Here is a 20,837-nt window from a genome sequence, read left to right on the forward strand (position 1 = left end):
TGGGGCGGGCAGGTCCATGTGCCCGCCCCACCACGGCGGGGATTACCGGGCTGACGCGTAGGCGGAGGTGGCGGCGGGGTACTGGCTGGCCCAGGCGGGCAGGGCCGACACGGTGCGGCGGATGCGGTCGGACTGACGGGCGAAGCGGCAGTCATCCATTGTGGACCGATTTACGGATGGGCGGGTGGACAGGTGGTGCCACAACGGTTCGGGGAACCACTTGGTGGGTGGCGGTACCGCGCCGATGAGTGAGTGCAGAACGTCCTGTATGGGATGGTTTGCCGTCAGGGTGGCGGTTTTCTCCTCGACGTAGGCGCGGAAGTCCTTGTGGTCGCGGGGCATGGTGTGGTCGGGGATGCCGAGGATGCGGCCGAGATGGCGCCATTCGCGGTGGAGGGTGTGCAGTCGGGTGGACTCGGCGTGGGCCCTCGCGCCGCCGTAGGTGAGGCGGAGGCGGAGTTCACCGTGTCCCACAGGCGCGGCCACGGGGCGTGCCGGAAGGTGAGGTGGTTGGCGGCCGCGTCGACGGCCGGGTGGGCCACCTGCACGAGCAGCACCCGGCCGCCGCACAGCGCCGTGCGGGCGTCCGCCATGACGCGCCAGGTGACGGAGGCGGGACCGAGGGGCCCATGGGGTCGTTCCCGTGGCAGGCCGTCGTCGGTGTCACTACCGCGAGCCGGTGCGCCCGGATAGCGTCCCCGGGTGACCGACGACCTGTTCACCGACGCCATCACCGACATCGACGAGCTGCGGGAGCTCTACCCCGAACCCGCGGGGCAGGGCAGGGGCAAGGAGATCGACACCGTCGACGACATGGCTCGGTGGCTGATCGCGCTGGCGCCGCTGGTGTTCGTGGCCAGCGCCGACGCCGACGGCCGCTGCGACGTCTCGCCGCGCGGTGGGCCGCCGGGGTTCGTGTCGGTGCTCGGTGACGGGACCGTGGTCGTCCCGGACGCCACCGGCAACCGGCGGATCGACACCTTCCGCAACGTCGTGGTGACCGGGCGGGTCGGTTTGGTGTTCATCATCCCCGGGCGCGGGCAGACGCTGCGGGTCAACGGGGCGGCGTGCGTGAGCAGGCGGCCGGAACTGCTCGCGTCGCTCACCGCGGTCGGCAAGGCGCCCAGGGCGGCGCTGGTGGTCCGGCCGGACGAGGTGTTCACGCACTGCCCGAAGGCGTTCGTCCGCTCCGCCCTCTGGGACCCGGCCTCCTGGCCCGACGCCACCGCGCAGCCGACCCCGGCCGAGGTCGTGCACACCCACCTGCGCGACCCGGGCATCAGCCTCGCCGACGTCGAACGGGACATGGTCGACAGCCTGCGCAACCGCCTCGCCTGAGGCCGCGCCTCAGGACGCCCGGCGGCGGGCCGACCACGCGGTGGCCAGGACCAGGGCGGCCGCGCCGAGGGCGCCCGCGACCGCGGCCCCGGTGGCGTACCCCGCGGACGGCTCGCGGGCACCCAGGGTGGAGACGAACAGCCACACGCCCAGGCCCAGCACGGCGCCGAGCGGGAGCGCGGCGACCGGGGCGGCCGGGCGGCGGTGGCCGCGGCGGAGGGTGCGCATGACCGATTCGAGGTAGGCCAGGGCGAACAGGGCCAGCAGCAGGCTGCCGCCGCCCATCGCGCTGGCGATCGGGGTCTGCGGCGGTCGGACCGCGAACCGCTGGGGTTCGCCCGTGCCGGTGTCCAGGGTGCCGGTGGCGGCGCCGCCGACGAGCCAGCGGGTGAGCGGCCGGGGTTCGACGGTGGCGGTGAAGGTGCCGTCCGGGTTCGGGGTGACCGGCACCTCGACCGTGTCCAGGTCGACCCCGGCGGCGCTGAGGGTGAACCGGAGGGTGGCGGGGGCCGGGGCGCCGGTGACGGTGAACGGCCTGCTCAGGTCCAGGGAGACGGGGGTCACCGCGGGTTTGCCGTCGATCGCGAGGGTGTCGGCGGTGCCGGGGTGGGCCAGGGTCTCGGGGGCCAGGAACGGCAGGGCGAGCATCACCAGCAGGGCCACGGCGGCGACCAGGCCGGGGAACAGGGGGGACCGGCCGGGGCGGCCCAGCACCTCGGCGGCCGGGCGCAGGTCGGCGGGCCGGATCGCCCTGGTGGGCTCCGGGGCGGCGGTGCCGCGGACCGGTCGGGTGACCGCTGTCGGGTTGTCCGGGCCGGGTTGGTCGGCGATCGAGCCCAGGACGCGCGGGCCCAGGTGCACCGGGATGCCCGCTCGTTCCAGCCAGCCGCGGCCGAACACGGCGGTGGCCGCGGCGCCGAGGTCGACGGCGAACGCCTCGGCGTCGCGGTAGCGGTGCCTGGGGTCCCTGGCCAGGCTGCGCATGACCACTGTGGACAGCGGGGCGGGCACGCGGGGCAGCGGCCGCGGGTCGGTGAACATCCGCTGGCGCATCATGCTCACCGCGCCCCGGGTGCGGTCGAACGGCAGGTCGCCGCAGAGGAGTTCGTAGAGGACCGTGCCGGTGGCGTAGAGGTCGGCCGCGGGCGACAGGGCGTTGCCCATGGCCTGTTCCGGGGCGATGTAGGCGGGGGTGCCCAGCACCTCGCCCGCGTGCGTCATCAGGGTGGCGCCCTCGCTGACGACCTGGGCGATGCCGAAGTCGGCCACCTTCACCACCCCGGCCGAGGTGAACAGCAGGTTCTTCGGCTTCACGTCCAGGTGCAGCACCCCGGCGGTGTGCGCGGCGTGCAGCCCGGCCAGCGCCGCCAGCGCGATCGCGCACGACTGCTCGCCGGTCAGCCCGCGTCCGCGGAAGGCGTCGTGGACCGTGCCGCCGTCCAGCTTCTCCATCACCAGCAGGTTGTCGGTGCCGGTCTGGACGTAGTCGTAGACCGGGACGATGTGCGGGTGGTCCAGGCCCGCCAGCACCCGCGCCTCCCGGTCGAACCGGGCGTTCACGTCGGGGTCGCCCGCCACCGCCGCGGGCAGTTGCTTGATCGCCACCTGCCTGCCCAGGGAACGGTGCACCCCGGAGAACACCACGCCCATGCCGCCGGAGCCGATGACCGGTCCCACCTGATATTGCGGCAGCGCCGCCGCCAACCCGGCCGGAGCGCTCATCGGGTCCACTCCCGGGTCAGCGCCACCGTCGGGCCGTCACCGGTCGGGTCCGGGGAGCCCGCGGGGGCGGGGTGCGGGGTGAGGAAGCCGAGCAGCAGGCCGATCAGCGCGGCGCCGAGCACGATCGGGATCTCCACCTCGGGTTCCGGCGGCACCAGCCGCAGCACCGACAGCGTCACCACCGCCACCAGCCCGGTGCCGACCCCGGCTGGCAGGAACCGCAGCGCGCGCCGGAACCTGTTGGCGGACAGGCGGTGCTGGGCCAGCGCCAGCAGCGCGCCGGTCCAGGCCAGGGCCGTCAGCACGAGCAGCGCGACGCCGAAGACGCCGTAGACCGACCAGAACGACCCGCGCACGTCGACCACCGTGTCCGAGCTGGCCAGTTCCACCCGGTCCTCGCTGAGCAGCGCCACCGTCGTCGGCAGCAGCCCGATCGCCTGGCCGTCGAGGTCGCGCACGTCCAGCGGGAAGGTGCGGGTGACCTGCCCGCGTGAGGGCACCTCGAACGGGACCGTGGTGTCGTAGGAGAAGAACGTCAGCGCGAGCGCCACGCCGGTGATCCGCACCAGGCGGACCTCCTGCTTGGCGGCGCCGGGGTTGCGCACGGTCAGCGAGACCTCGACGGGCCTCGCCGGGTCGAAGGTGACGGTGCGCCCGGTGATGTCCTCACCGTCCACGGTGACCACCACCCGGAGCGGATCATCCGACCCCTGGGCGGCGGCCGGGGCGGCGCCGAAGGCCAGCACCGTCACGAGGGCAACCGCCGTGCCGACAAAACGTCCCATGGGATGACTCCGGTTCAGGCGGGCCCGATTGACGCGGAATGCTACAGCGACGCAGGTCGTCGCCGGGGCGTTCCATCGAGCGAGGGAAGTGGTCGTGCGCACTCTGGGAATCGTCCCTGTGGGAATCGCTTCAGCGGGCGTCGCCGTGATGGTCGTCGGCTTGTCGGGCGGCCCGGCGCAGGCCCAGCCCGTCGAGCGGGCGCAGCAGCCGACCTTCTCCTCCTCGGTCAGCCCCACCTCCGGCCCGGCGGGCACCGCCTTCACCGTCCACTGGGGTTCCAACGCGGGCGCCCTGTGCAAGACCGTCACGTTCAGCACCGCGCTGACCACGATCCCGCCCACCCCGTACCCGAACCTCCAGGTCGGCGTCGTGGCCCCCGCCTCGGCCACGCCGAACACCTACGCGATCACCCTCACCTGCGACAGGTACACGTCGGTCACCCGCTTCACCGTCACCAAGCCCACCACCACCGCGCCGACCACCCCGCCGGTCACCACGACCCCGCCACCCGTCGTCACCCCGACCACCCCGCCGCGGGTCACGACCCCACCGGTCGCCACGACCTCGCCGCGCACCACCACGACAACCGCCCCGGTGACCACGACCACTGTGCCGACCACCACCACGACCACGGCGCCGACGACCTCGACCACGCTCCCGCCGATCACCACCGCCGACGCCCCCGAGGGGGACCTGCGCCTCGACCGGGAGAGCGTGCAACCCGGCGACGACCTCTCCGCCGAGGGCGAGGGCTGCACCCCGGGCGCCCCGGTCGTGCTCACCTCGGGCGGTCAGCGCGTCGGCTCCACCACGGCCGACGCCACCGGCGGCTTCACCGCCGGGGTCGAGTTCACCAGGGTCGAGCCGGGCAGGCACACCATCACCGCCGAGTGCGGTGTCGTGCTCACCGGCGCGGTCGACCAGATCGTCACCAGCTCGACCGGCGGCAGCTCCGGGACGCTGGTGGTGCTGGTGTTCTTCGTCCTAGTCGGCGCCGCCCTGGTCCGCTTCGCGTAGGGCGGCGCGGACCGCGCTCCAGCGGGCCGGGTCCGGCGCCCCGGACGTGGTCAGGGTGAACCGGTCCACGACGTCGCCGAAGCGGCGCCGGACCTCCGCCGCCGCCTCGGCCGGGGAGCCGACCACGGCGAAGGCGTGCAGGACCTCGTCGTCGACGAGGCCCGCCATCTCGGCCCACCGGCCGCGCTTGGCCAGCGCGTTGAGGTCGTCCTGCAACCCGCCCCAGCCGTGCAGCTCCAGCACGCCCCGGTAGGCGGGGGTGGAGCCGTAGAAGGCGATCTGCCCGCGCACCTCGGCGACGGCGGTGGCCAACTCCTCGTCGGTGGCGCCGGTGGCCACGAACGACGGACCGCTGACCTCGAAGCCCGCCAGGGGCTTGCCCGCCCTGGCCCGGCCGCGCTCCAACGCGGGCAGGGTCACCTCGCGCAGGTACCGCTCGGTGGAGAAGCCGTGGCAGAGCACCCCGTCGGCGACCTCGCCAGCCACCTCGGTCATCCGCTCGCCGACGGCGGCCAGGAGCACCCGGGGGTTGCCGTGCGGGTTCGGGCCGGGGTTGAAGAATGGTGTCAGCAGCGTGTGCCGGTAGAACTCGCCGGTGAACGAGAGCCGGTCGCCGGACTCGAAGGCCGCCCAGATGGCGCGCACGGCCAGCACGAACTCGCGCATCCGCGCCGCCGGGGCCGACCACGGCATCCCGAACCGCTTGGTGATGTGCGGCTTGACCTGCGAGCCCAGCCCCAGCACGAACCGGCCGCCGGAGTGCAGGTGCAGGTCGTTCGCCGCGACCGCCACCGTCATCGGGTTGCGCGCGAAGGCCACCGCGATGCCGCTGACCAGCTCGATCCGCTCGGTGCGCTCGGCCGCCACGGCCAGCGCGACGAACGGGTCGAGCCGCGTCTCGGCCACCCAGGCCCCGTCGAAGCCCGCCCGCTCCGCGGCGACCACCGCGTCCGCGGCCTGGGACACGGTGTCGGCGTAACCACCCGAATCGAGCTTCACACCGCCGACATTACTGTGACCCCCATGCCGATGTTCTCGTTCGAAGGCAAGAGCCCGCGCGTGCACCCGACCGCGTGGATCGCCCCCACCGCGACGCTGGTCGGGGACGTGACCGTCGAGGCGGGCGCCTCGGTCTGGTACGGCGCGGTCATCCGCGCCGACCTCGGGCCGGTCGTGCTGCGCGAGGGCGCCAACGTGCAGGACAACTCCGTGATCCACACCAACACCGACGGCTGCGAGGTGGGCCGCAACGCCACCATCGGCCACCTGTGCGTGGTGCACGACTGCACCATCGGCGAGCAGGCCCTGATCGGCAACGGCGCCACCGTGCAGGACGGCGCGGTCATCGGCGCGCGGGCCCTGGTCGCGGCGGGAGCGATGGTCGGGCCGGGCACCCACGTGCCGCCCGAGGTGGTCGCCATGGGCGTGCCCGCCAAGCGGATGGTCCCGCTGGACGGGGTGCCGAAGCTGTTCGTCGACCACAACGCCGACATCTACCGCGACCTGGCCCGCAGGCACGCCGAGGGCGCCGAACCCGTGTGAGGTCGGCGGTGCCCCTGGCGCGGTGCCGGTGGTCAGGGGTATCAACGGGTGCTATGGCGGAACTGGAGCTGCGGCACCTGCGGGCGATCTGCGCCATCGCCGAGGAGGGCAGCGTGTCGAAGGCGGCGATCCGCCTCGGCGTCACCCAACCCGCGCTGACCGCGCAACTGCGCTCCATCGAGCGGCTGCTCGACGGCGAGCTGTTCGTCCGCTCCGCGCACGGCTCGGTGCCGACCGAGCTGGGCCGCGGTGTGGTCCGCTCGGCGCGGGTGGTGCTGGAGGACATGGCTGTGCTGCTGGCCTCGGCGCGGTCGCACCGGTCGGACCCGGCCGAGGCGCCGCTGGTGGTCGCCGCCACGCCGATGCTGTTCGCCAGCGCGCTGATCGCGGAGCTGCGCGCGTGGGTCCGCTGCTCGCAGCTCCGCACGGAGATCGACTCCTCCGGGCCCGCGCTGCTGGACCTGATCTCGTCGAAGCAGGCGGACCTGGCGGTGTTCGAGCGGTTCGAGGGCATGGACAACCGCGCGCTGCGCGACGTCGAGGTGCGCACGATCGTCGAGGAGCCGCAGTTCGTCGCCCTCAGCTCCGACAGCCCGCTGGCCTCGCGCGACGAGGTCGACCTCGCCGACCTGGCGGGCCTGGACTGGGTGGTGCCGCCCCCGGACCAGGACTGCATGCGGCTGCGCTTCCGGGCCGCGTGCGAGGCGGTCGGGTTCACCCCGCGGATCACCCACCACGTCACCGAGGGCCGCACGGCGATGGCGCTGGCCGCGGCGGGCGCGGTGTGCCTGGCGCAGCCCGCGTCGCTGGGCGGGCCGGGGTTCGTGATCCGGCCGCTGAGCGGGTCGGTGCTCACGCTGCCGGTCGTGCTGGTGATCCGGCTGGACGGTCCGCTGGGCGCGCGGCGGCAGGAGGTGTTCTCCTGCGTGGCGCACGCCTACCGGTCGATCGTGGACCGCAACCCGACCTACGCCCGCTGGTGGGCCGAGCACCCCGAGGCGCACGCCGAGCTGGACGTGGCCCTGCGCCTGCCACGCCCCAGCTCGCCGTCGTAGCGCCTACTGCTTGTTCGGCTTCAACGTCCAGACGACGTCCATCAGCGCCGTGGTGACGCCCTCGGCGTTGGTGATGGTGCAGGCGACGGTGAACTCGGGGCGGGTGCCCGCCTCCAGTTCCGCGACGACCTCGGCGGCCGGGCGGGTCAGCACGGCCTCGGCGGTGAGGGCGCCGAGGGCCAGCTTCTTGTACTGGATCTCCGACTTCACCACCAGCGGCGTCGCGCGGGACATGACCTGGTTGAAGGCGGCCAGGCCGACCGCGCCGGAGGCCGTCTCGGCGAGGCCGAACATGACCGCGGCGTGCGGTCCGCCGACGTGGTTTCGCTGCGACTCGACGTCGGGGAGGGTGCAGACGACGCGGTCGGCGGCGACCTCGGTGAACTCGACGCCCGCGGTGCTGACCCAGGGGACGGACTGCTTCATCGCGTCGGCGACCCACGCGTACTCGGTGCTCATGCCCCGAACATTACTCGCCGGTAACATAGCTGCGCCAGGTGCTATCGTGGGAACCCAGGGCCGTGACTGGCGTGCAGCGGGTGGAATCGACCACCGGGGAGCGGTCCTGGGCGGAGGACGGCACCGAACGCCTGGGTGTTCCGCGCGACGACCAGCCGCGCGCAGAAAGGCCCGCCCGTGCACCAGCCCGACGTCCCCGCCCTCACCGCAGCCGACCCAGACGTGGCCGCCCTCGTGCAGGGCGAGGCCCAGCGCCAGTTCGAGAAGATCCGGCTCATCGCCTCCGAGAACTACGTCTCCCGGGCGGTGCTGGAGGCGACCGGCACCGTCCTGACCAACAAGTACTCCGAGGGGTACGCGGGCAAGCGCTACTACGAGGGCCAGCAGTTCGTCGACCCGATCGAGACGCTGGCGGTCGACCGGGCGAAGGCCCTGTTCGGCGTCGACCACGCCAACGTGCAGCCCTACTCCGGTTCGCCCGCGAACCTCGCCATCTACCTCGCGCTGGCCGAGCCCGGCGACACCGTGATGGGCATGGCGCTGCCCGCGGGCGGGCACCTCACCCACGGCTGGTCGGTCTCGGCGACCGGTAAGTGGTTCAACGCCGTGCGCTACGGCGTGCGCCGCGACACCGGGCGGGTCGACCTCGACGAGGTGCGCGAGGTGGCGCTGCGGGAGCGGCCCAAGCTGATCTTCTGCGGTGGCACGGCGATCCCGCGCACGATCGACTTCGCCGGGTTCGCCGAGATCGCCCGCGAGGTCGACGCGGTCCTGGTGGCCGACATCGCCCACATCGCCGGGCTGGTCGCCGGGGGCGCGCACCCCTCGCCGGTGGGGCACGCGCGGATCATCTCCACCACCACGCACAAGACCCTGCGCGGGCCGCGCGGGGCGATGCTGATGTCCGACGCGGAGTTCGCCAAGCCGCTGGACAAGGCCGTCTTCCCCGGGTTGCAGGGCGGGCCGCACAACCACACCACCGCCGCGATCGCCGTCGCCCTGGGCGAAGCGGCGCGGCCGGAGTTCCGCGACTACGCCCACGCCATCGTCGCCAACGCCAAGGCGCTGGCCGAGGCGTTGGTCGAGCGCGGTTTCGACCTGGTCTCCGGGGGCACCGACAACCACCTGATCCTGGTCGACCTCACCGCCAAGGGGGTGGCGGGCAAGCCCGCGGCGAAGGCGCTGGACGCGGCCGGGATCGAGCTGAACTACAACACCGTCCCGTTCGACCCGCGCAAGCCGTTCGACCCGTCCGGCATCCGGTTGGGCACCGCCGCCATCACCACGCGCGGCCTGGGGGTTGACCAGATGCCCCAGGTGGCCGAGTGGATGGATCGCGCGGTGCGCGCGGGGGCCGAGGACGACGCCGCCGCGGTGGCCGCGGTGGCCGCCGAGGTGCGCGAGCTGCTGGCCGGGTACTCGATGCCCGGTTGGGCCTGACCTGCACGAATAGTCCGCTTCGCCCCGGCGCCGCCCGGCGCCGGGGCTGCGAGCGGGGTCACAGGAAACCGAGTTGCCCCGCGGCGGCGTCCCGGTGCATGCTTGTATCCACCAACTAATTGGGTGTTGCAAGCAACTGGGGGTTCACCATGGTCGCGCCGAAGCCGGACGCGGTGGCCGCCGAACCCACCCCGCCGAACGTGGAGCGGGGCACCCGGCTGGCCAACGCGTTGTTCGGCTTCGGCAAGCAGCAGGCGAGCTTCGCCGCCCGGATGAGCAAGACCGGGATGGACCGCTCGGCCATCGTCCTGCTGAAAAGCCTTCTCCACCTCGGTCCGAGCCGTTCGCGGGCGCTCGCCGAGGCGATCCACTCCGACCCGTCCACGGTCAGCCGCCAGGTGGCGGCGCTGGTCAAGGACGGGCTCGTCGAGCGCCGCGCCGATCCCGAGGACGGGCGGGCCAGCCTGCTGGCCGTCACCGACCGCGGGGTGCGGCTGCTCGAGGAACAGCGCGCCCGCTACGCGCTGTCCATCGCCCGCATGGTCGCGCACTGGGAGCCCGACGACCTCGACCGGTTCGTCGAGCTGTTCGAGCGGTTCCTGGTCGACCACCAGACCCACCTGCCTACCTTGATCACCGAATGCGCCGCACCGGCGCGTTCCGAAGGGGAAACCTGATGTCCACCACGGTTTCGGATGCCGCTCCCGGGCAACTGGGCCACCGGCAGATCATGACCGTCCTTTCCGGACTGCTGCTCGGTATGCTGCTGGCCGCGCTCGACCAGACCATCATGTCCTCGGCGATGAAGACGATCGCCGACCAGCTCCACGGCCAGACCATCCAGGCCTGGGCCACCACCGCCTACCTGATCACCGCCACCATCTCCACCCCGCTCTACGGCAAGCTGTCCGACATCTACGGCCGCAAGCCGATGTACCTGACCGCGATCAGCGTCTTCCTGCTCGGCTCGGTGCTCTCCGGCATCGCGAACTCGATGTACGAGCTGGCCGCGTTCCGCGCGGTGCAGGGCCTCGGCGCCGGTGGCCTGATGTCGCTGGCGCTGGCGATCATCGCCGACCTGGTCTCCCCGCGCGAGCGCAGCAAGTACCAGGGCTACTTCATGGGCGTCTGGGGACTGTCCAGTGTGGCCGGTCCGGTCGTCGGCGGGTTCTTCGCCGGGCTGGACAGCTTCGGCGGGTTCGAGGGCTGGCGGTGGGTGTTCCTGATCAACATCCCGATCGCGCTGGTCGCCCTGGTCGTGGTCGCCCGCTACCTCAACGTCCCGCACAAGCGCGTCCCGCAGCGGGTGGACTACTGGGGCGCGGTCACCCTGACCGTCGGCCTGGTGCCCCTGCTGATCATCGCCGAGCAGGGCCGGGAGTGGGGCTGGGCCTCCGGCCGGGCGTTCCTGATGTACGGCGTCGGCGTGCTGGGCCTGGCCGCGTTCGTCGCGGTGGAGAAGCGGATGGGTGACGCGGCCCTGCTGCCGCTGCGGCTTTTCCGCCGCCCGATGTTCAGCCTCACCAACGCCGTCAACTTCATCATGGGCGTCGGCATGTTCGGCATGATGATGTCGCTGCCGCTGTACCTGCAGATCGTCAAGGGCGCCACGCCCACCGCCTCCGGGCTGATGACGCTGCCGATGACCTTCGGCATCCTGGTCGCCGCCATGGGCTCCGGCGCGATCATCACCAAGACCGGGCGCTACAAGAAGTTCCCGATCATCGGCCTCGGCGTGCTCACCGCGTCCATGTTCGCCTTCGCCACCATCGGCGTGGACACCCCGCTGTGGCTGATCATGCTGATCATGGTCGGCGCCGGTGCCGGGCTGGGCCTGAACATGCAGACGCTGGTGCTGGTCGTCCAGAACGACGCGCCGCCCAAGGACATGGGCGTCGCCACCTCGTCGGCGACCTTCTTCCGGTCCATCGGCGGCACCGTCGGCACGGCGGTGTTCCTGTCCATCCTGTTCAGCGTCGTCGGCGACCGCATCACCGACGCGTTCGCCTCGGCCCGCACCGACCCGGCGTTCCTGGCCGCGGCCGCGCAGAACCCCGGCTTCTCCCCCGCGACCGGGGTCGACCTGAACAACACCGAGTTCCTCACCACGCTGGACCCGGCGCTGGCCCGACCGATCCTGACCGGGTTCGCCAGCTCGCTGGACACGGTGTTCCTGGTCGGCGGCTTCACCGTCCTGGTCGCGTTCGCGCTGATCTGGTTCCTCAAGGAGGTGCCGCTGTCGATGAAGTCCGGCATCGAGCGCGCCGCCGACGCGGAAGCCGACGCGGCCGCGCCGGTCCCGGTGGCCATGCACTGACCCGGCACGCGAAAGGGCCCCGCACCTCCCGAGGTGCGGGGCTCTTCCCGATTCAGAGGCCGACGGTGAGGGTGGCGGTGTAGCCGGAGCCGGTGTCGCCGGTGACCTCCGCGAGCTGGGTGTCCCAGCCGTCGCTGAACACGTTGTCCCTCTCCAGGGAGGACCGGCTGAGGTTGCGGACGCTCTGCGAGTAGCCGTCGGTGGCGTAGACGGCGGTGCAGGCGGCTTCCGGGAGGGCCAGCTGCGAGGTCTTCACCGGGTCGCCCGCGGCGGTGGCCTCGACGAGGGACGCGTAGACCTCGAAGTGGATGTGCGGCCAGCGGCCGGAGTACGCCGCCGGGAAGATGCTGGTGAAGCTGACCCTGCCGTTGGCGTCCGCCTCCTGCACACCGCGCAGGTAGTTCTCACCGGTGAGCCCCCGCGCGTAGAGGGAGTAGTTGCCCTCGCGGTCGCAGTGCCACAGGTAGACCGCGGCACCGCTGAGCGGTTCGCCGTTGTCGACGAGTGCCAGCTCGACCTTGAGCGGGACGCCCTGGGCGGTGGTGGTCGAGCCGCCGAAGCTCGACCGGATGTCGGAGCGGACGATGCCGGACTCGGTGAGGACGTTCGGGCCGTTGGTGCCATCCCCGGGGTAGGGGCCCGCGGTCTCGTCGGGGATCTCGGCCACGTCGGCGGTGCTGGTCGCGGGGGTCGTCGTCGCGGGGGCGCCGGTGCCCGCGGTGGCGCAGCCGGCGAGCACGGCCAGGCCCGCACCGCCGAGGAGCGCGAGCATCCGGCGGCGGCCGAGGGTGGCCATGTCGAACGCGAGGCCGCGGTCGTGGTCGGTGGCCTGGGTGTCTTCCCGGTTCGGGTGCATGACCACAGGCTGCGCGCGGACCCCGGGACCCGACTGGGGAAGGGCTGTGCTCCGGCTGTGCGCGGCTCTGCGATAGTTGCGCCCGGGACCACTGGGGGGAACGTGCGCGTCGTGCTGTCGATCTTCCTGGTCGGCGGGCTGGTCATCACCGCCGCGTGGTTCCTCGGCGCGCAGCCACCCCCGCCGGTGACCGCCCCGGCCCCGGTCATCACCCCGGCACCGGGCTGCCGACTGGGCGGTGGGTCCACGACCGTGCCGGAACCCACCAAGATCCTCACCCGCCGGGTCGACGCCGCGTGGACGCGCATCGAGACCTGGCTGGCCGTGCACGCGCCGCGCACCGCGGCCCGCTGGAACGCCCCCGCGCCCGCCGCCGCGCTGAGCGCGTTGCAGCGGGAGGTGGGGGTGGAACTGCCCGGCGACCTGGTCGCGACCCTGCGCAGGCACGACGGGTCGAGCGCGGGCGGGTTCGTGCTGCCGCTCGCCTACCGGCCGATGTCGGTGGGGGAGATCGCGGGCCACACCAGGCGGATGTGCTCCGGCCCCGGTCAGCCCGGCTGGGACGGCCGCTTCGTGCCGTTCGCGGTCGACGGCGGGGGCGGCCTGCTCTACCTCGACCAGCGCGGAGCGGGCTCGCTCGGGGAGCAGTTCGACGAAGGACCCGGACCGGGCCGCTGGCCCACCGGGCTGTCGGAACTGCTGGAGCAGACGGCCGACCTGCTGGAGGAGGGCACCGGCCCGCTCGCCGACCGCTACCGCCCGGAGGTCGACGCGGGCTGGCTGCGCTGGCGGATCAGGTAGTACGGCTCAGGTGGTGCGGCGGGTCGAAGCAGGGCCCCGGTCATCGACGCGCGGGGCCCTGTCACCACCGGTCCTCAGTGCAGGGTGAGGCCCGACTCCTTGAGCCGCTTGTACGAGCGCTCGATCTCCGCCTCCGCCTCGGCCCGGCCGACCCAGCTCGCGCCCTCGACGCTCTTGCCCGGCTCCAGGTCCTTGTAGACCTCGAAGAAGTGCTGGATCTCCAGCCGGTGGTACTCGGCCAGGTGGTGGATGTCGCGCAGGTGCTCGGTGCGCGGGTCGTTGGCCGGGACGCAGAGGACCTTGTCGTCGCCGCCCTTCTCGTCGGTCATCCGGAACATGCCGATCGCCCTGGAGCGGATCAGGCACCCGGGGAACGTCGGCTCCTGGACCAGCACGAGTGCGTCCAGCGGGTCACCGTCCTCGCCGAGGGTGTTCTCGACGAAGCCGTAGTCCGCCGGGTACTGCGTCGCGGTGAACAGGGTGCGGTCGAGTCGAATCCGCCCCGTCTCGTGATCCACCTCGTACTTGTTGCGGACCCCCTTGGGGATCTCGATCGTGACGTCGAACTCCACGCCGTCCCTCGCTCGTCTCGGCTGCGTTTGTTACATCACTAGTGTGGACCACACCGGACTGGCGGCAGGCACCGATCCCGACGGATGCGGTGTGACGTTCGCAGGACACCAGGGGAGGACCACGCGTGCCCGAGCAGGACCCCACCGTCGGGCAGCAGTCCGACGCGCACCGGCGGCAACCTGATGACCTGCCGAAACGTCCCCCAGAGGTGCCCGACGACACCCCCGCCTGGCCCGGCGCCGACGACACCGCCTGGCCCGCCCAGGACGACGACACCACCCCCGCGGTGCCGGACGAGCCCACCCCGCCCACCCCGAACGCCGCCGGGAGTGACGAGCCCCACGTCCCGGCACCCGGTCCGACACCCCCGGCAGCCGTCGCACAGTCGGGTGAACCTGCGGGCAACCCCCCACAACCGACCGCCTGGCCCACCACGGGCGACGACGAACTGACCGCCGCAGAGCCCACCGAGCCCGGGTCCGCCGAGCGCCCCGCGCAGGCAGGGGACACCGGGCAGGCAGGTGTTCCGACCGGCCAGGAGACCCCCGGTCCCGACCAGACCCGGCCCGACGCGGCTGCTGACCCGAGCACTCCCGGCGCCGGCCCCGACGCGGCCGGTGCCGAGCGGGACAGCGCTCCCCCCGGAACCGCGTGGCCCGAGGCCGAGCCACCCACCGAGGAGCGACCGCGGTCCGGCGAGCCGGAAACCGCGGCCCCCACCGCCGCCGAACAGGCCCCCACCGAGCCGAACGCGGACGCCGCCCCCTCGGCCGCCTCCCGACAGGCGGCCGGAGACGAGCAACCTGCCGCAGTCGAAGACGCGGAATCCCGCACCGACCAGGGCGAGGACAGCTCCGCCGCGGCAGGCACCGACCAGGGCGAGAGCGATCCCGCTGGGGCGGAGCGCACCGAACGCGGCGAGCACGATCCCGCTGCGGCAGAGCGCGGCGAGAGCGGCCCCGCCGCAGAGCGCACTGAGCCCGGCGAGAGTGGTCCCGCTGCGGTGGAGCGCGCTGAACAGGATGGGAGCGCCCCCGCTGGGGCGGAGCGCGTCGAACGCGGCGAGGACGATCCCGCTGCGGTGGAAGGCGATGAGCGGGGCGGGAGCGATCCCGCCGGGATGGAACGCGGCGAAGGCGACCCCACCGCCGCAGAGCGCATCGAACGCGGTGAGAGCGGCTCCGCCGCCGCAGAGCGCATCGAACGCGGTGAGAGCGGCCTCGCCGCAGAGCGCACCGAGCCCGCTGCACCCGCCGGAACCGCTGAGCCCGCCGAGTTCACCGAGCCCGCTGAGCACGCCGACGAACCCGAGCACGACCGGAACGCCGAGCGAGCCGAGGCAGCCGAGCAATCGCAGGACACCGACCCGGCCGACGAGTCGGCCGCACCGAACGCCGAGCCAGACCGCGCCGAGGTCGGAGAACCGACCGCCGAGCAGCCCTCGTCACCCGAGGACGCCCACCCCGACCTCCAAACCCCGGCGGAAAACCGCCCCGCCCCCCAGGCCCCACCTGACGCCCAGACCGGATCGGACGCCCAGACCACCGCCCCGGCCCCCGCCACCGGAACACCTGGCGAAACCGAGCACCCCGCCGCCCCCCACACCGACGACCGTTCCGGTGCCGAGGAGCCGCGCCCGCCGTCCTTCTCGTTCAACTGGGAAACGACGACCCCGGTCGATGGCCTCGACGACGAGCCCACCGTCCACCGCGTCGGCCCCGACGACATCGCGGACGCCTACGCCCTGGTCGACGACCTCGACGACAACGCCCTCGACGACCACGAGGCCTACCTCCACGACCCCGACGCGCCCCCACTCGACAACCGCCGAGCAGGCGAACCCGACCACCACCACCCGACAGCCGACCACCCACGCGGCACCCACCCGGCCGCCGACGAGCAGCGGGCAGACGAACACACCCCCGCTGAGCGGACGACCGCCGCCCCCGACCACGACGCGCACCAGCGCGACCTGCCCGACGAGGCCGGTCATGCGACGAGCGACCACCCGCACGACATGCACCACAATGCCGACCTGCCCGACGTCGGCGCCTACCCGGCGGAGACCTACCCGCACGAGGTCCACCGGGATGCCGATGGGGGCGAGCGGTCCGGTGAGGGTGGCTACGCGGCGGCCCACCCCCACGACGTGCACCGGGATGCCGGAGGGGGCGAGCTGCCCGGTGAGGGCGGCCACCCGCTCGACGCGCACCGGGATGCAGACCGGAGCGAGCTGCCCGACGTCGGCGCCTACGCGGCGGAGGCCCACCCGCACGAGGTGCACCGGGATGCCGATGGGGGCGAGCGGTCCGATGAGGGCGGCTACGCGGTGGGTGACCACCCGCACGACGTGCGCCACGATGCCGACCGCAGCGAGTTGCCCGATGACGGCGGCTACGCGGCGGCCCACCCGCACGACACCAGCCGGGACGAGGACCAGCACGACCAGCACGCGGACCTCCCCGACCCGGCGGAGCTCCACGGGCAGGAGCCGGGCGGTGGCACCGCCGAGCTGCGGCGCCCGGATGTCGAGCCGCCCACCCGGTTCACCCGGCCGGTCCCCCCGGACCAGCGGCCCGAGCCGCCGACCCGGTTCGTCCCGCGTCCCGACGCGGACCGCACCGCGCCCAACCCCCGCCCCACGCCGCCGCAGGGCGACCGCACGTCCGAGCTGAACCGCCCCGGCTGGTCCCGCGTGCCCGGCACCGTCGGGCCGCACGGCGGGCGCGGTCCCGCCGGGCTCGCCCCCGGCCGCGGCGGTCTCCCGGGTGGGCGGCCGCGCGCTCCCGAGGAGGGCCCGGCCGAGCGGACGCAGCTCACCGGCCTCCCGGTGACCCGCCCGGACGGCCCCCGGCCGCAGCCGGAGAGCCCGGCCGAACGCACCCAGGTCACCGGCCTCGCCCCCCTCGGCCGGGCGCAGGCCCCGGGCAGGCCCGCGCAGCCCACCGGCCTCCCCCAGGACCAGCCGCCCGGCCGCACCCAAGAGCAGGGGCGCACGCCCGACCACCCGACCACCCGGACCCAGGACCAGCCCCGGGTTCAGGACCGGCCAACCGGCGCAGAGGACCGGACCAGGGTCCAGGAGCGGCCGGACGGCACCGGTACGCAGGACCGGATCAGGGCCCAGGACCGATCAGGCGGCGCTGGCACGCAGGATCGAACCAGGGTCCAGGAGCGGCCGAGTGGTGCCGGTACGCAGGACCGGCCGGGCGGCACCGGTACGCAGGAGCGGATCAGGGTCCATGATCGGCCCGGCAGCACCGGTACCCAGGACCGGCCCGCGGAGCGCACGCAGGTGATCAGCCTCGCCGCCCTCTCCGCCGACCCGAAACCGGTCGCCCCCACCGGAACCGCCACGGCCGCCGGAACCGCCACGGCCGCCGGAACCGCCACAGCCGCCGGAACTGCCGCGCCCGGCGGAACCGCCGAGTCCGGCGCCACCCGCGCCGAACCCCGCCGGGTGCCGCCGCGACCCGGCTCGGGGGTCGAGGACCCGCCCAAGCCCCGGCGCAGGCGCGGCCTGCTCGTGGCCGTCACGGTGGTGGTCGTGCTGGCGCTCGGCGCCGGGGTCGTCTACCTCGTCCCCGGGGTGGCCGACAAGCTCGGGATCAGCGGCGGCACGCCCGCCGTGGACATCGCGCCGCCCGCGGCGGCCGTCCAGTTCACCCCGACCCTCAGGGGCCCCGGTGGCGGTGTCCCGGCGCCCACGGCGGCCGGGGTGCAGGCGGCGCTCGCCGGTCCGGCGGGCAACCCGGCCCTGGGCACGCTCACCGGGACCGTCGTCGACCCGACCACCGGTGAGGTGCTGTTCTCCCGGAACGCCGACACCCCGCTCGTGCCCGCCTCCACCACCAAGGTGCTGACCACGGCCGCCGCGCTGCTGGCGATCCCGCACGCCGAGCAGTTGACCACCCGGGTCGTGCAGGGCGACAAGCCCGGCACGGTGGTCATCGTCGGTGGTGGGGACGTCACGCTGTCGTCCCTGGCGCCCGGTGAGAGTTCCGTGTACCCGGGTGCGGCACACCTCGGCGACCTGGTCAACCAGGTGAAGGCCACAGGTCCCGTCGACACCGTGCTGCTCGACCTCGACCGGTACACCGGTGACCCGCTCGCGCAGGGGTGGTTGCCCGGTGACGTGGGCGCCGGGTACATCTCGCCGATCGTCCCGGCGATGCTCGACGGCGGGCGGGCGGACCCCACCAAGGCCGTGTCCGCGCGGTCGGCGAACCCGGCGCGCACGCTCGCGGAGCAGTTCGCCGAGCGCATCGGGGCGACCGTGCCCGCGAAGGCCGTGGTGAAGGCCCCCGAGGGGGCGCGGGTGCTCGGCGAGGTCCGTTCGGCGCCGATCGTGGAGCTGGTCGACAACGCCCTGCAGCGCTCGGACAACGTGCTCGCCGAGGCGCTCCTGCGCGAGGTCGCCCGCGCGGTCGGCAAGGAGGTGTCGTTCAGGGGCGGCACGGCGGCGGTGATCGACACGTTGAAGCAGAACGGTTTCGACACCTCCGCGGTGCAGCTCAGCGACGGCAGTGGAATGTCCACTTTGAACAAAGTGACGTCCACCCTGCTCGCCGACGTGCTCAAGGTCGCCGCCTCCCCCGACAGCGGTGACCCGCGCACGGCGAAGCTGCGGCCGCTGCTCGGCGGGCTGCCGGTCGCCGGGGGCAGCGGGACCCTCGCGCGGCGCTACCAGGGGCCCGCGGAGACCGCGGGCAAGGGTTGGGTGCGGGCCAAGACCGGCACCCTGTCCGGGGTCAACTCCCTCGCCGGGGTGGTGCTCGACTCCGACGGTCGGCTGCTGGTGTTCGCGCTCATGTCCAACGGCTCCGACCCGGGCGCCGCGCAGCCCGCGCTGGACGCCGTGGCGGCCACGTTGCGCGGTTGCGGTTGTCGGTGAGGGCCGTTCGGCTCGGGTAGCTTCGGGGGTGTGAACGCGACCAGCACGGACGTGGCCGGAGCCGGGGTCTCGCCGATCGACTGGGCGGTGGCGGTCTCCACCGCCCGCAGGCTGGCCCGTCCCGGGCCGGTCGTGCCCAGGAGCGAGGCCGACGCCTCGGTGGCCCGGCTGCGCTCGATCACCGCCGAGGCCGAGGGGCACGTGCGCGCGCTGACCGGGCTCGGCGACGGGTTGCCGCTGCTCGACGGCGACGTGGTCGACCGCGACGGTTGGATCGCCGCGGCCGCCGCGAGCATTTCGGCGCTGACCGACGGCGCCCTGCCCGCGCGGTCGGGCCGGGTCGTCGCCGGTGTGCTGTCCGGGACCGCCGGGGTGCAGGCCGGGGCGGTGCTGGCGTACCTGAGCAGCCGCGTGCTGGGGCAGTACGACCCGTTCGCGGGGGACTCCGGGCGGTTGCTGCTGGTCGCGCCGAACATCGTCGCCGCGCGGCGGTCGCTGGAGGTGGACGCGCAGGACTTCGACATGTGGGTGTGCCTGCACGAGTGCACGCACCGGTTGCAGTTCACCGCCGTGCCGTGGCTGCGGGACTACTTCGCCGAGCAGGTCGCCACCTTCGTCGGGGGGCTCGACGACTCCGCCGACAACGCCCTGTCGCGGCTGCCGGAACTGCTCAAGTCCGCCAGGGCCAAGCCGGACCCGACGTCGTCCGCCGGGCCGATGGGCGTGCTGGAACTGCTCCAGTCGCCCGCCCAGCGCGCGGTGTTCGACCGGCTGATCGCGCTGTCGACCCTGCTGGAGGGCCACGCCGACCACGTCATGGACGCCGTCGGGCCGCTCGTGGTGCCCAGCGTGGGGACCATCCGCCAGCGGTTCACCGCCCGGCGCAAGGGCGGAGGTCTGCTCGACCGCGTGCTGCGCAGCCTGCTGGGCATCGACGCGAAGATGAAGCAGTACGCGGTCGGCGCGAAGTTCACCACCGAGGTCGTCGAGACCGTGGGGATGCGGGCGTTCAACACCATCTGGACCTCCCCGGAGACGCTGCCGCTGCGCGCGGAGCTGAGCGACCCGCAGGCCTGGGTCCGCCGCGTCGCCCCGTGAGCCGTCCGCACCCGGCGGTCGCCGAGACCCGGGTGGCGGTGCGGGCGCTGCTCGACGGGTGCGGTGACCGGGTGTTCGTCGCGGTGTCCGGCGGGGCGGACTCGCTCGCGCTGGCCGCCGCCACCCGGCACGTCGCCGACCGGGTCGAGGGGCTGGTCGTCGACCACGGGTTGCAGGCGGGTTCGGCCGAGGTCGCCGCGCGCGCCGCCGACCAGCTCGAACACTTGGGCCTCGACGCCGTGCACGTGCTGCCCGTCGTGGTCGAGGGGCGCGGCGGGGTGGAGGCGGCGGCCAGGCGGGCCCGGTACGCGGCGCTGCGCGCGGCCGCCGGGGACGACCTGGTGCTGCTCGGCCACACCCGCGACGACCAGGCCGAGACCGTGCTGCTCGGACTCGGCCGCGGCTCCGGGCCGCGCTCCATCGCCGGGATGCGCGCCCGCGACGGCTCCTGGGGCCGCCCGTTCCTCGGCGTCGCCCGCGCCACGACCGAGCTGGCCTGCGCCGCGCAGGGCCTCACCCCCTGGCAGGACCCGCACAACAGCGACCCGCGGTTCACCAGGGTCCGGCTGCGCCACGAGGTGCTGCCGCTGCTGGAGGAGGTCCTGCAGGGCGGCGTGGCCGGTGCGCTCGCCCGGACCGGCGCCCAGCTCCAGGACGACCTGGCCGCCCTCGACGAGCTGGCCGCCGACCTCTACACCCCGTCGCCGGACGGGCTGGCCGTCGACCGGCTCGCGGGCGCCCCCGCCGCGCTGCGCAGGCGGGTGCTGCGGCGCTGGCTGACCGACGCGGGCGCACCCGAGCTGACCGACGCCCACCTGCGGGCCGTCGACACCCTGATCACCCGCTGGCGCGGCCAGCGGGGCATCGCCGTGCCGGGCGGTTTGGTGGCTCGCCGCGCACGTGGCAGGCTGACCTGCGACCGGTCGGAGAGCTGAGAGG

18 protein-coding genes, 1 pseudogene and 1 riboswitch are annotated in these 20,837 nt (G+C 73.9%); of the genes and pseudogenes, 11 read left to right on the forward strand and 8 right to left on the reverse strand.

Translation table 11 applies throughout. The features are described 5' to 3' along the window. Positions 1 to 42: 42 nt before the first annotated feature. Entirely contained in the window at positions 43 to 486 is a 444-nt protein-coding gene (locus UO65_RS25700) for an oxygenase MpaB family protein (protein ID WP_324608984.1), read from the reverse strand. A 29-nt stretch (positions 487 to 515) separates the two neighbouring features. Beyond that, a pseudogene (locus UO65_RS39055) lies at positions 516 to 740 on the reverse strand (hypothetical protein); the annotation flags it as partial. Between UO65_RS39055 and UO65_RS25705 the strand changes: the two are divergent. After that, positions 703 to 1,338 carry an MSMEG_1061 family FMN-dependent PPOX-type flavoprotein gene (locus UO65_RS25705; protein WP_035287294.1) on the forward strand — a complete coding sequence of 212 codons (636 nt, stop codon included), beginning with the start codon at positions 703 to 705 and terminating at the stop codon, positions 1,336 to 1,338. The pseudogene UO65_RS39055 and the gene UO65_RS25705 sit on opposite strands and share 38 nt — an antisense overlap. A 9-nt stretch (positions 1,339 to 1,347) precedes the next feature. Here UO65_RS25705 and UO65_RS25710 read toward each other — a convergent pair whose 3' ends face one another. Both UO65_RS25710 and UO65_RS25715 read right to left on the reverse strand, forming a co-directional pair. Further along, positions 1,348 to 3,060 carry a serine/threonine-protein kinase gene (locus UO65_RS25710; RefSeq protein ID WP_035287392.1) on the reverse strand — a complete coding sequence of 571 codons (1,713 nt, stop codon included), beginning with the start codon at positions 3,058 to 3,060 and terminating at the stop codon, positions 1,348 to 1,350. Beyond that, on the reverse strand, positions 3,057 to 3,845 hold the full coding sequence (locus UO65_RS25715) for a hypothetical protein (protein ID WP_052021767.1): 789 nt from the start codon (positions 3,843 to 3,845) through the stop codon (positions 3,057 to 3,059). Before UO65_RS25715 ends, UO65_RS25710 begins: the two co-directional genes overlap by 4 nt. A gap of 118 nt (positions 3,846 to 3,963) precedes the next feature. Here UO65_RS25715 and UO65_RS38340 point away from each other — a divergent pair, with 118 nt between their 5' ends. After that, positions 3,964 to 4,863: a hypothetical protein gene (locus UO65_RS38340; RefSeq protein ID WP_233427840.1), complete on the forward strand. Its 900-nt coding sequence runs from the start codon at positions 3,964 to 3,966 to the stop codon at positions 4,861 to 4,863. Here the strand turns inward: UO65_RS38340 and UO65_RS25725 are convergent. Further along, positions 4,831 to 5,862 (reverse strand): LLM class F420-dependent oxidoreductase, encoded by a 1,032-nt coding sequence (locus UO65_RS25725; protein WP_035287297.1) that lies wholly within the window; start codon positions 5,860 to 5,862, stop codon positions 4,831 to 4,833. The two genes, UO65_RS38340 and UO65_RS25725, sit on opposite strands and share 33 nt — an antisense overlap. A gap of 24 nt (positions 5,863 to 5,886) precedes the next feature. Here UO65_RS25725 and UO65_RS25730 point away from each other — a divergent pair, with 24 nt between their 5' ends. Further along, on the forward strand, positions 5,887 to 6,405 hold the full coding sequence (locus UO65_RS25730; RefSeq protein ID WP_035287300.1) for a gamma carbonic anhydrase family protein: 519 nt from the start codon (positions 5,887 to 5,889) through the stop codon (positions 6,403 to 6,405). A gap of 53 nt (positions 6,406 to 6,458) precedes the next feature. Beyond that, positions 6,459 to 7,460, forward strand: a complete 1,002-nt coding sequence (locus UO65_RS25735; RefSeq protein WP_035287303.1) for a LysR family transcriptional regulator — start codon at positions 6,459 to 6,461, stop codon at positions 7,458 to 7,460. 3 nt (positions 7,461 to 7,463) lie between these two features. On the opposite strand, the gene UO65_RS25740 is transcribed toward UO65_RS25735, so the two are convergent. Continuing rightward, complete coding sequence (locus tag UO65_RS25740; RefSeq protein WP_035287306.1) at positions 7,464 to 7,919, reverse strand: DUF4442 domain-containing protein; 456 nt, start codon at positions 7,917 to 7,919, stop codon at positions 7,464 to 7,466. Positions 7,920 to 7,971: 52 nt separating this feature from the next. After that, positions 7,972 to 8,063: riboswitch (ZMP/ZTP riboswitch) on the forward strand. A gap of 33 nt (positions 8,064 to 8,096) precedes the next feature. Between UO65_RS25740 and glyA the strand changes: the two genes are divergently transcribed. From glyA to UO65_RS25755, 3 genes are all read left to right on the forward strand, one after another. Then, positions 8,097 to 9,359, forward strand: a complete 1,263-nt coding sequence (gene glyA / locus UO65_RS25745) for a serine hydroxymethyltransferase (protein WP_035287405.1) — start codon at positions 8,097 to 8,099, stop codon at positions 9,357 to 9,359. A gap of 149 nt (positions 9,360 to 9,508) precedes the next feature. After that, entirely contained in the window at positions 9,509 to 10,036 is a 528-nt protein-coding gene (locus tag UO65_RS25750) for a MarR family winged helix-turn-helix transcriptional regulator (protein WP_052021768.1), read from the forward strand. Continuing rightward, entirely contained in the window at positions 10,036 to 11,676 is a 1,641-nt protein-coding gene (locus UO65_RS25755; protein ID WP_035287309.1) for an MDR family MFS transporter, read from the forward strand. Before UO65_RS25750 ends, UO65_RS25755 begins: the two co-directional genes overlap by 1 nt. 52 nt (positions 11,677 to 11,728) lie before the next feature. Here UO65_RS25755 and UO65_RS25760 read toward each other — a convergent pair whose 3' ends face one another. Further along, positions 11,729 to 12,532 carry an intradiol ring-cleavage dioxygenase gene (locus UO65_RS25760; protein ID WP_035287411.1) on the reverse strand — a complete coding sequence of 268 codons (804 nt, stop codon included), beginning with the start codon at positions 12,530 to 12,532 and terminating at the stop codon, positions 11,729 to 11,731. A gap of 102 nt (positions 12,533 to 12,634) precedes the next feature. Here UO65_RS25760 and UO65_RS25765 point away from each other — a divergent pair, with 102 nt between their 5' ends. Further along, on the forward strand, positions 12,635 to 13,333 hold the full coding sequence (locus tag UO65_RS25765) for an SMI1/KNR4 family protein (RefSeq protein WP_152552269.1): 699 nt from the start codon (positions 12,635 to 12,637) through the stop codon (positions 13,331 to 13,333). Positions 13,334 to 13,407: 74 nt separating this feature from the next. Here the strand turns inward: UO65_RS25765 and UO65_RS25770 are convergent, their stop codons facing one another. Next, positions 13,408 to 13,905 carry an inorganic diphosphatase gene (locus tag UO65_RS25770; RefSeq protein WP_035287313.1) on the reverse strand — a complete coding sequence of 166 codons (498 nt, stop codon included), beginning with the start codon at positions 13,903 to 13,905 and terminating at the stop codon, positions 13,408 to 13,410. A gap of 125 nt (positions 13,906 to 14,030) precedes the next feature. Between UO65_RS25770 and dacB the strand changes: the two genes are divergently transcribed. Genes dacB through tilS form a run of 3 tightly spaced genes read left to right on the forward strand, consistent with a single transcriptional unit; the run spans position 14,031 to position 20,833 of the window. After that, the gene (dacB, locus tag UO65_RS36995) at positions 14,031 to 18,800 is read left to right on the forward strand and encodes a D-alanyl-D-alanine carboxypeptidase/D-alanyl-D-alanine endopeptidase (protein ID WP_052021770.1); all 4,770 of its coding nucleotides are present in this window, start codon (positions 14,031 to 14,033) and stop codon (positions 18,798 to 18,800) included. A 30-nt stretch (positions 18,801 to 18,830) separates the two neighbouring features. After that, entirely contained in the window at positions 18,831 to 19,898 is a 1,068-nt protein-coding gene (locus tag UO65_RS25790) for a zinc-dependent metalloprotease (protein WP_052021771.1), read from the forward strand. Continuing rightward, positions 19,895 to 20,833, forward strand: coding sequence for a tRNA lysidine(34) synthetase TilS (gene tilS / locus UO65_RS25795; protein ID WP_035287322.1), 939 nt, complete (start codon positions 19,895 to 19,897; stop codon positions 20,831 to 20,833). The genes UO65_RS25790 and tilS overlap by 4 nt, the downstream gene beginning before the upstream one ends. Positions 20,834 to 20,837 lie beyond the last annotated feature (4 nt).

This window comes from Actinokineospora spheciospongiae (assembly GCF_000564855.1).
Lineage (GTDB): Bacteria > Actinomycetota > Actinomycetes > Mycobacteriales > Pseudonocardiaceae > Actinokineospora > Actinokineospora spheciospongiae.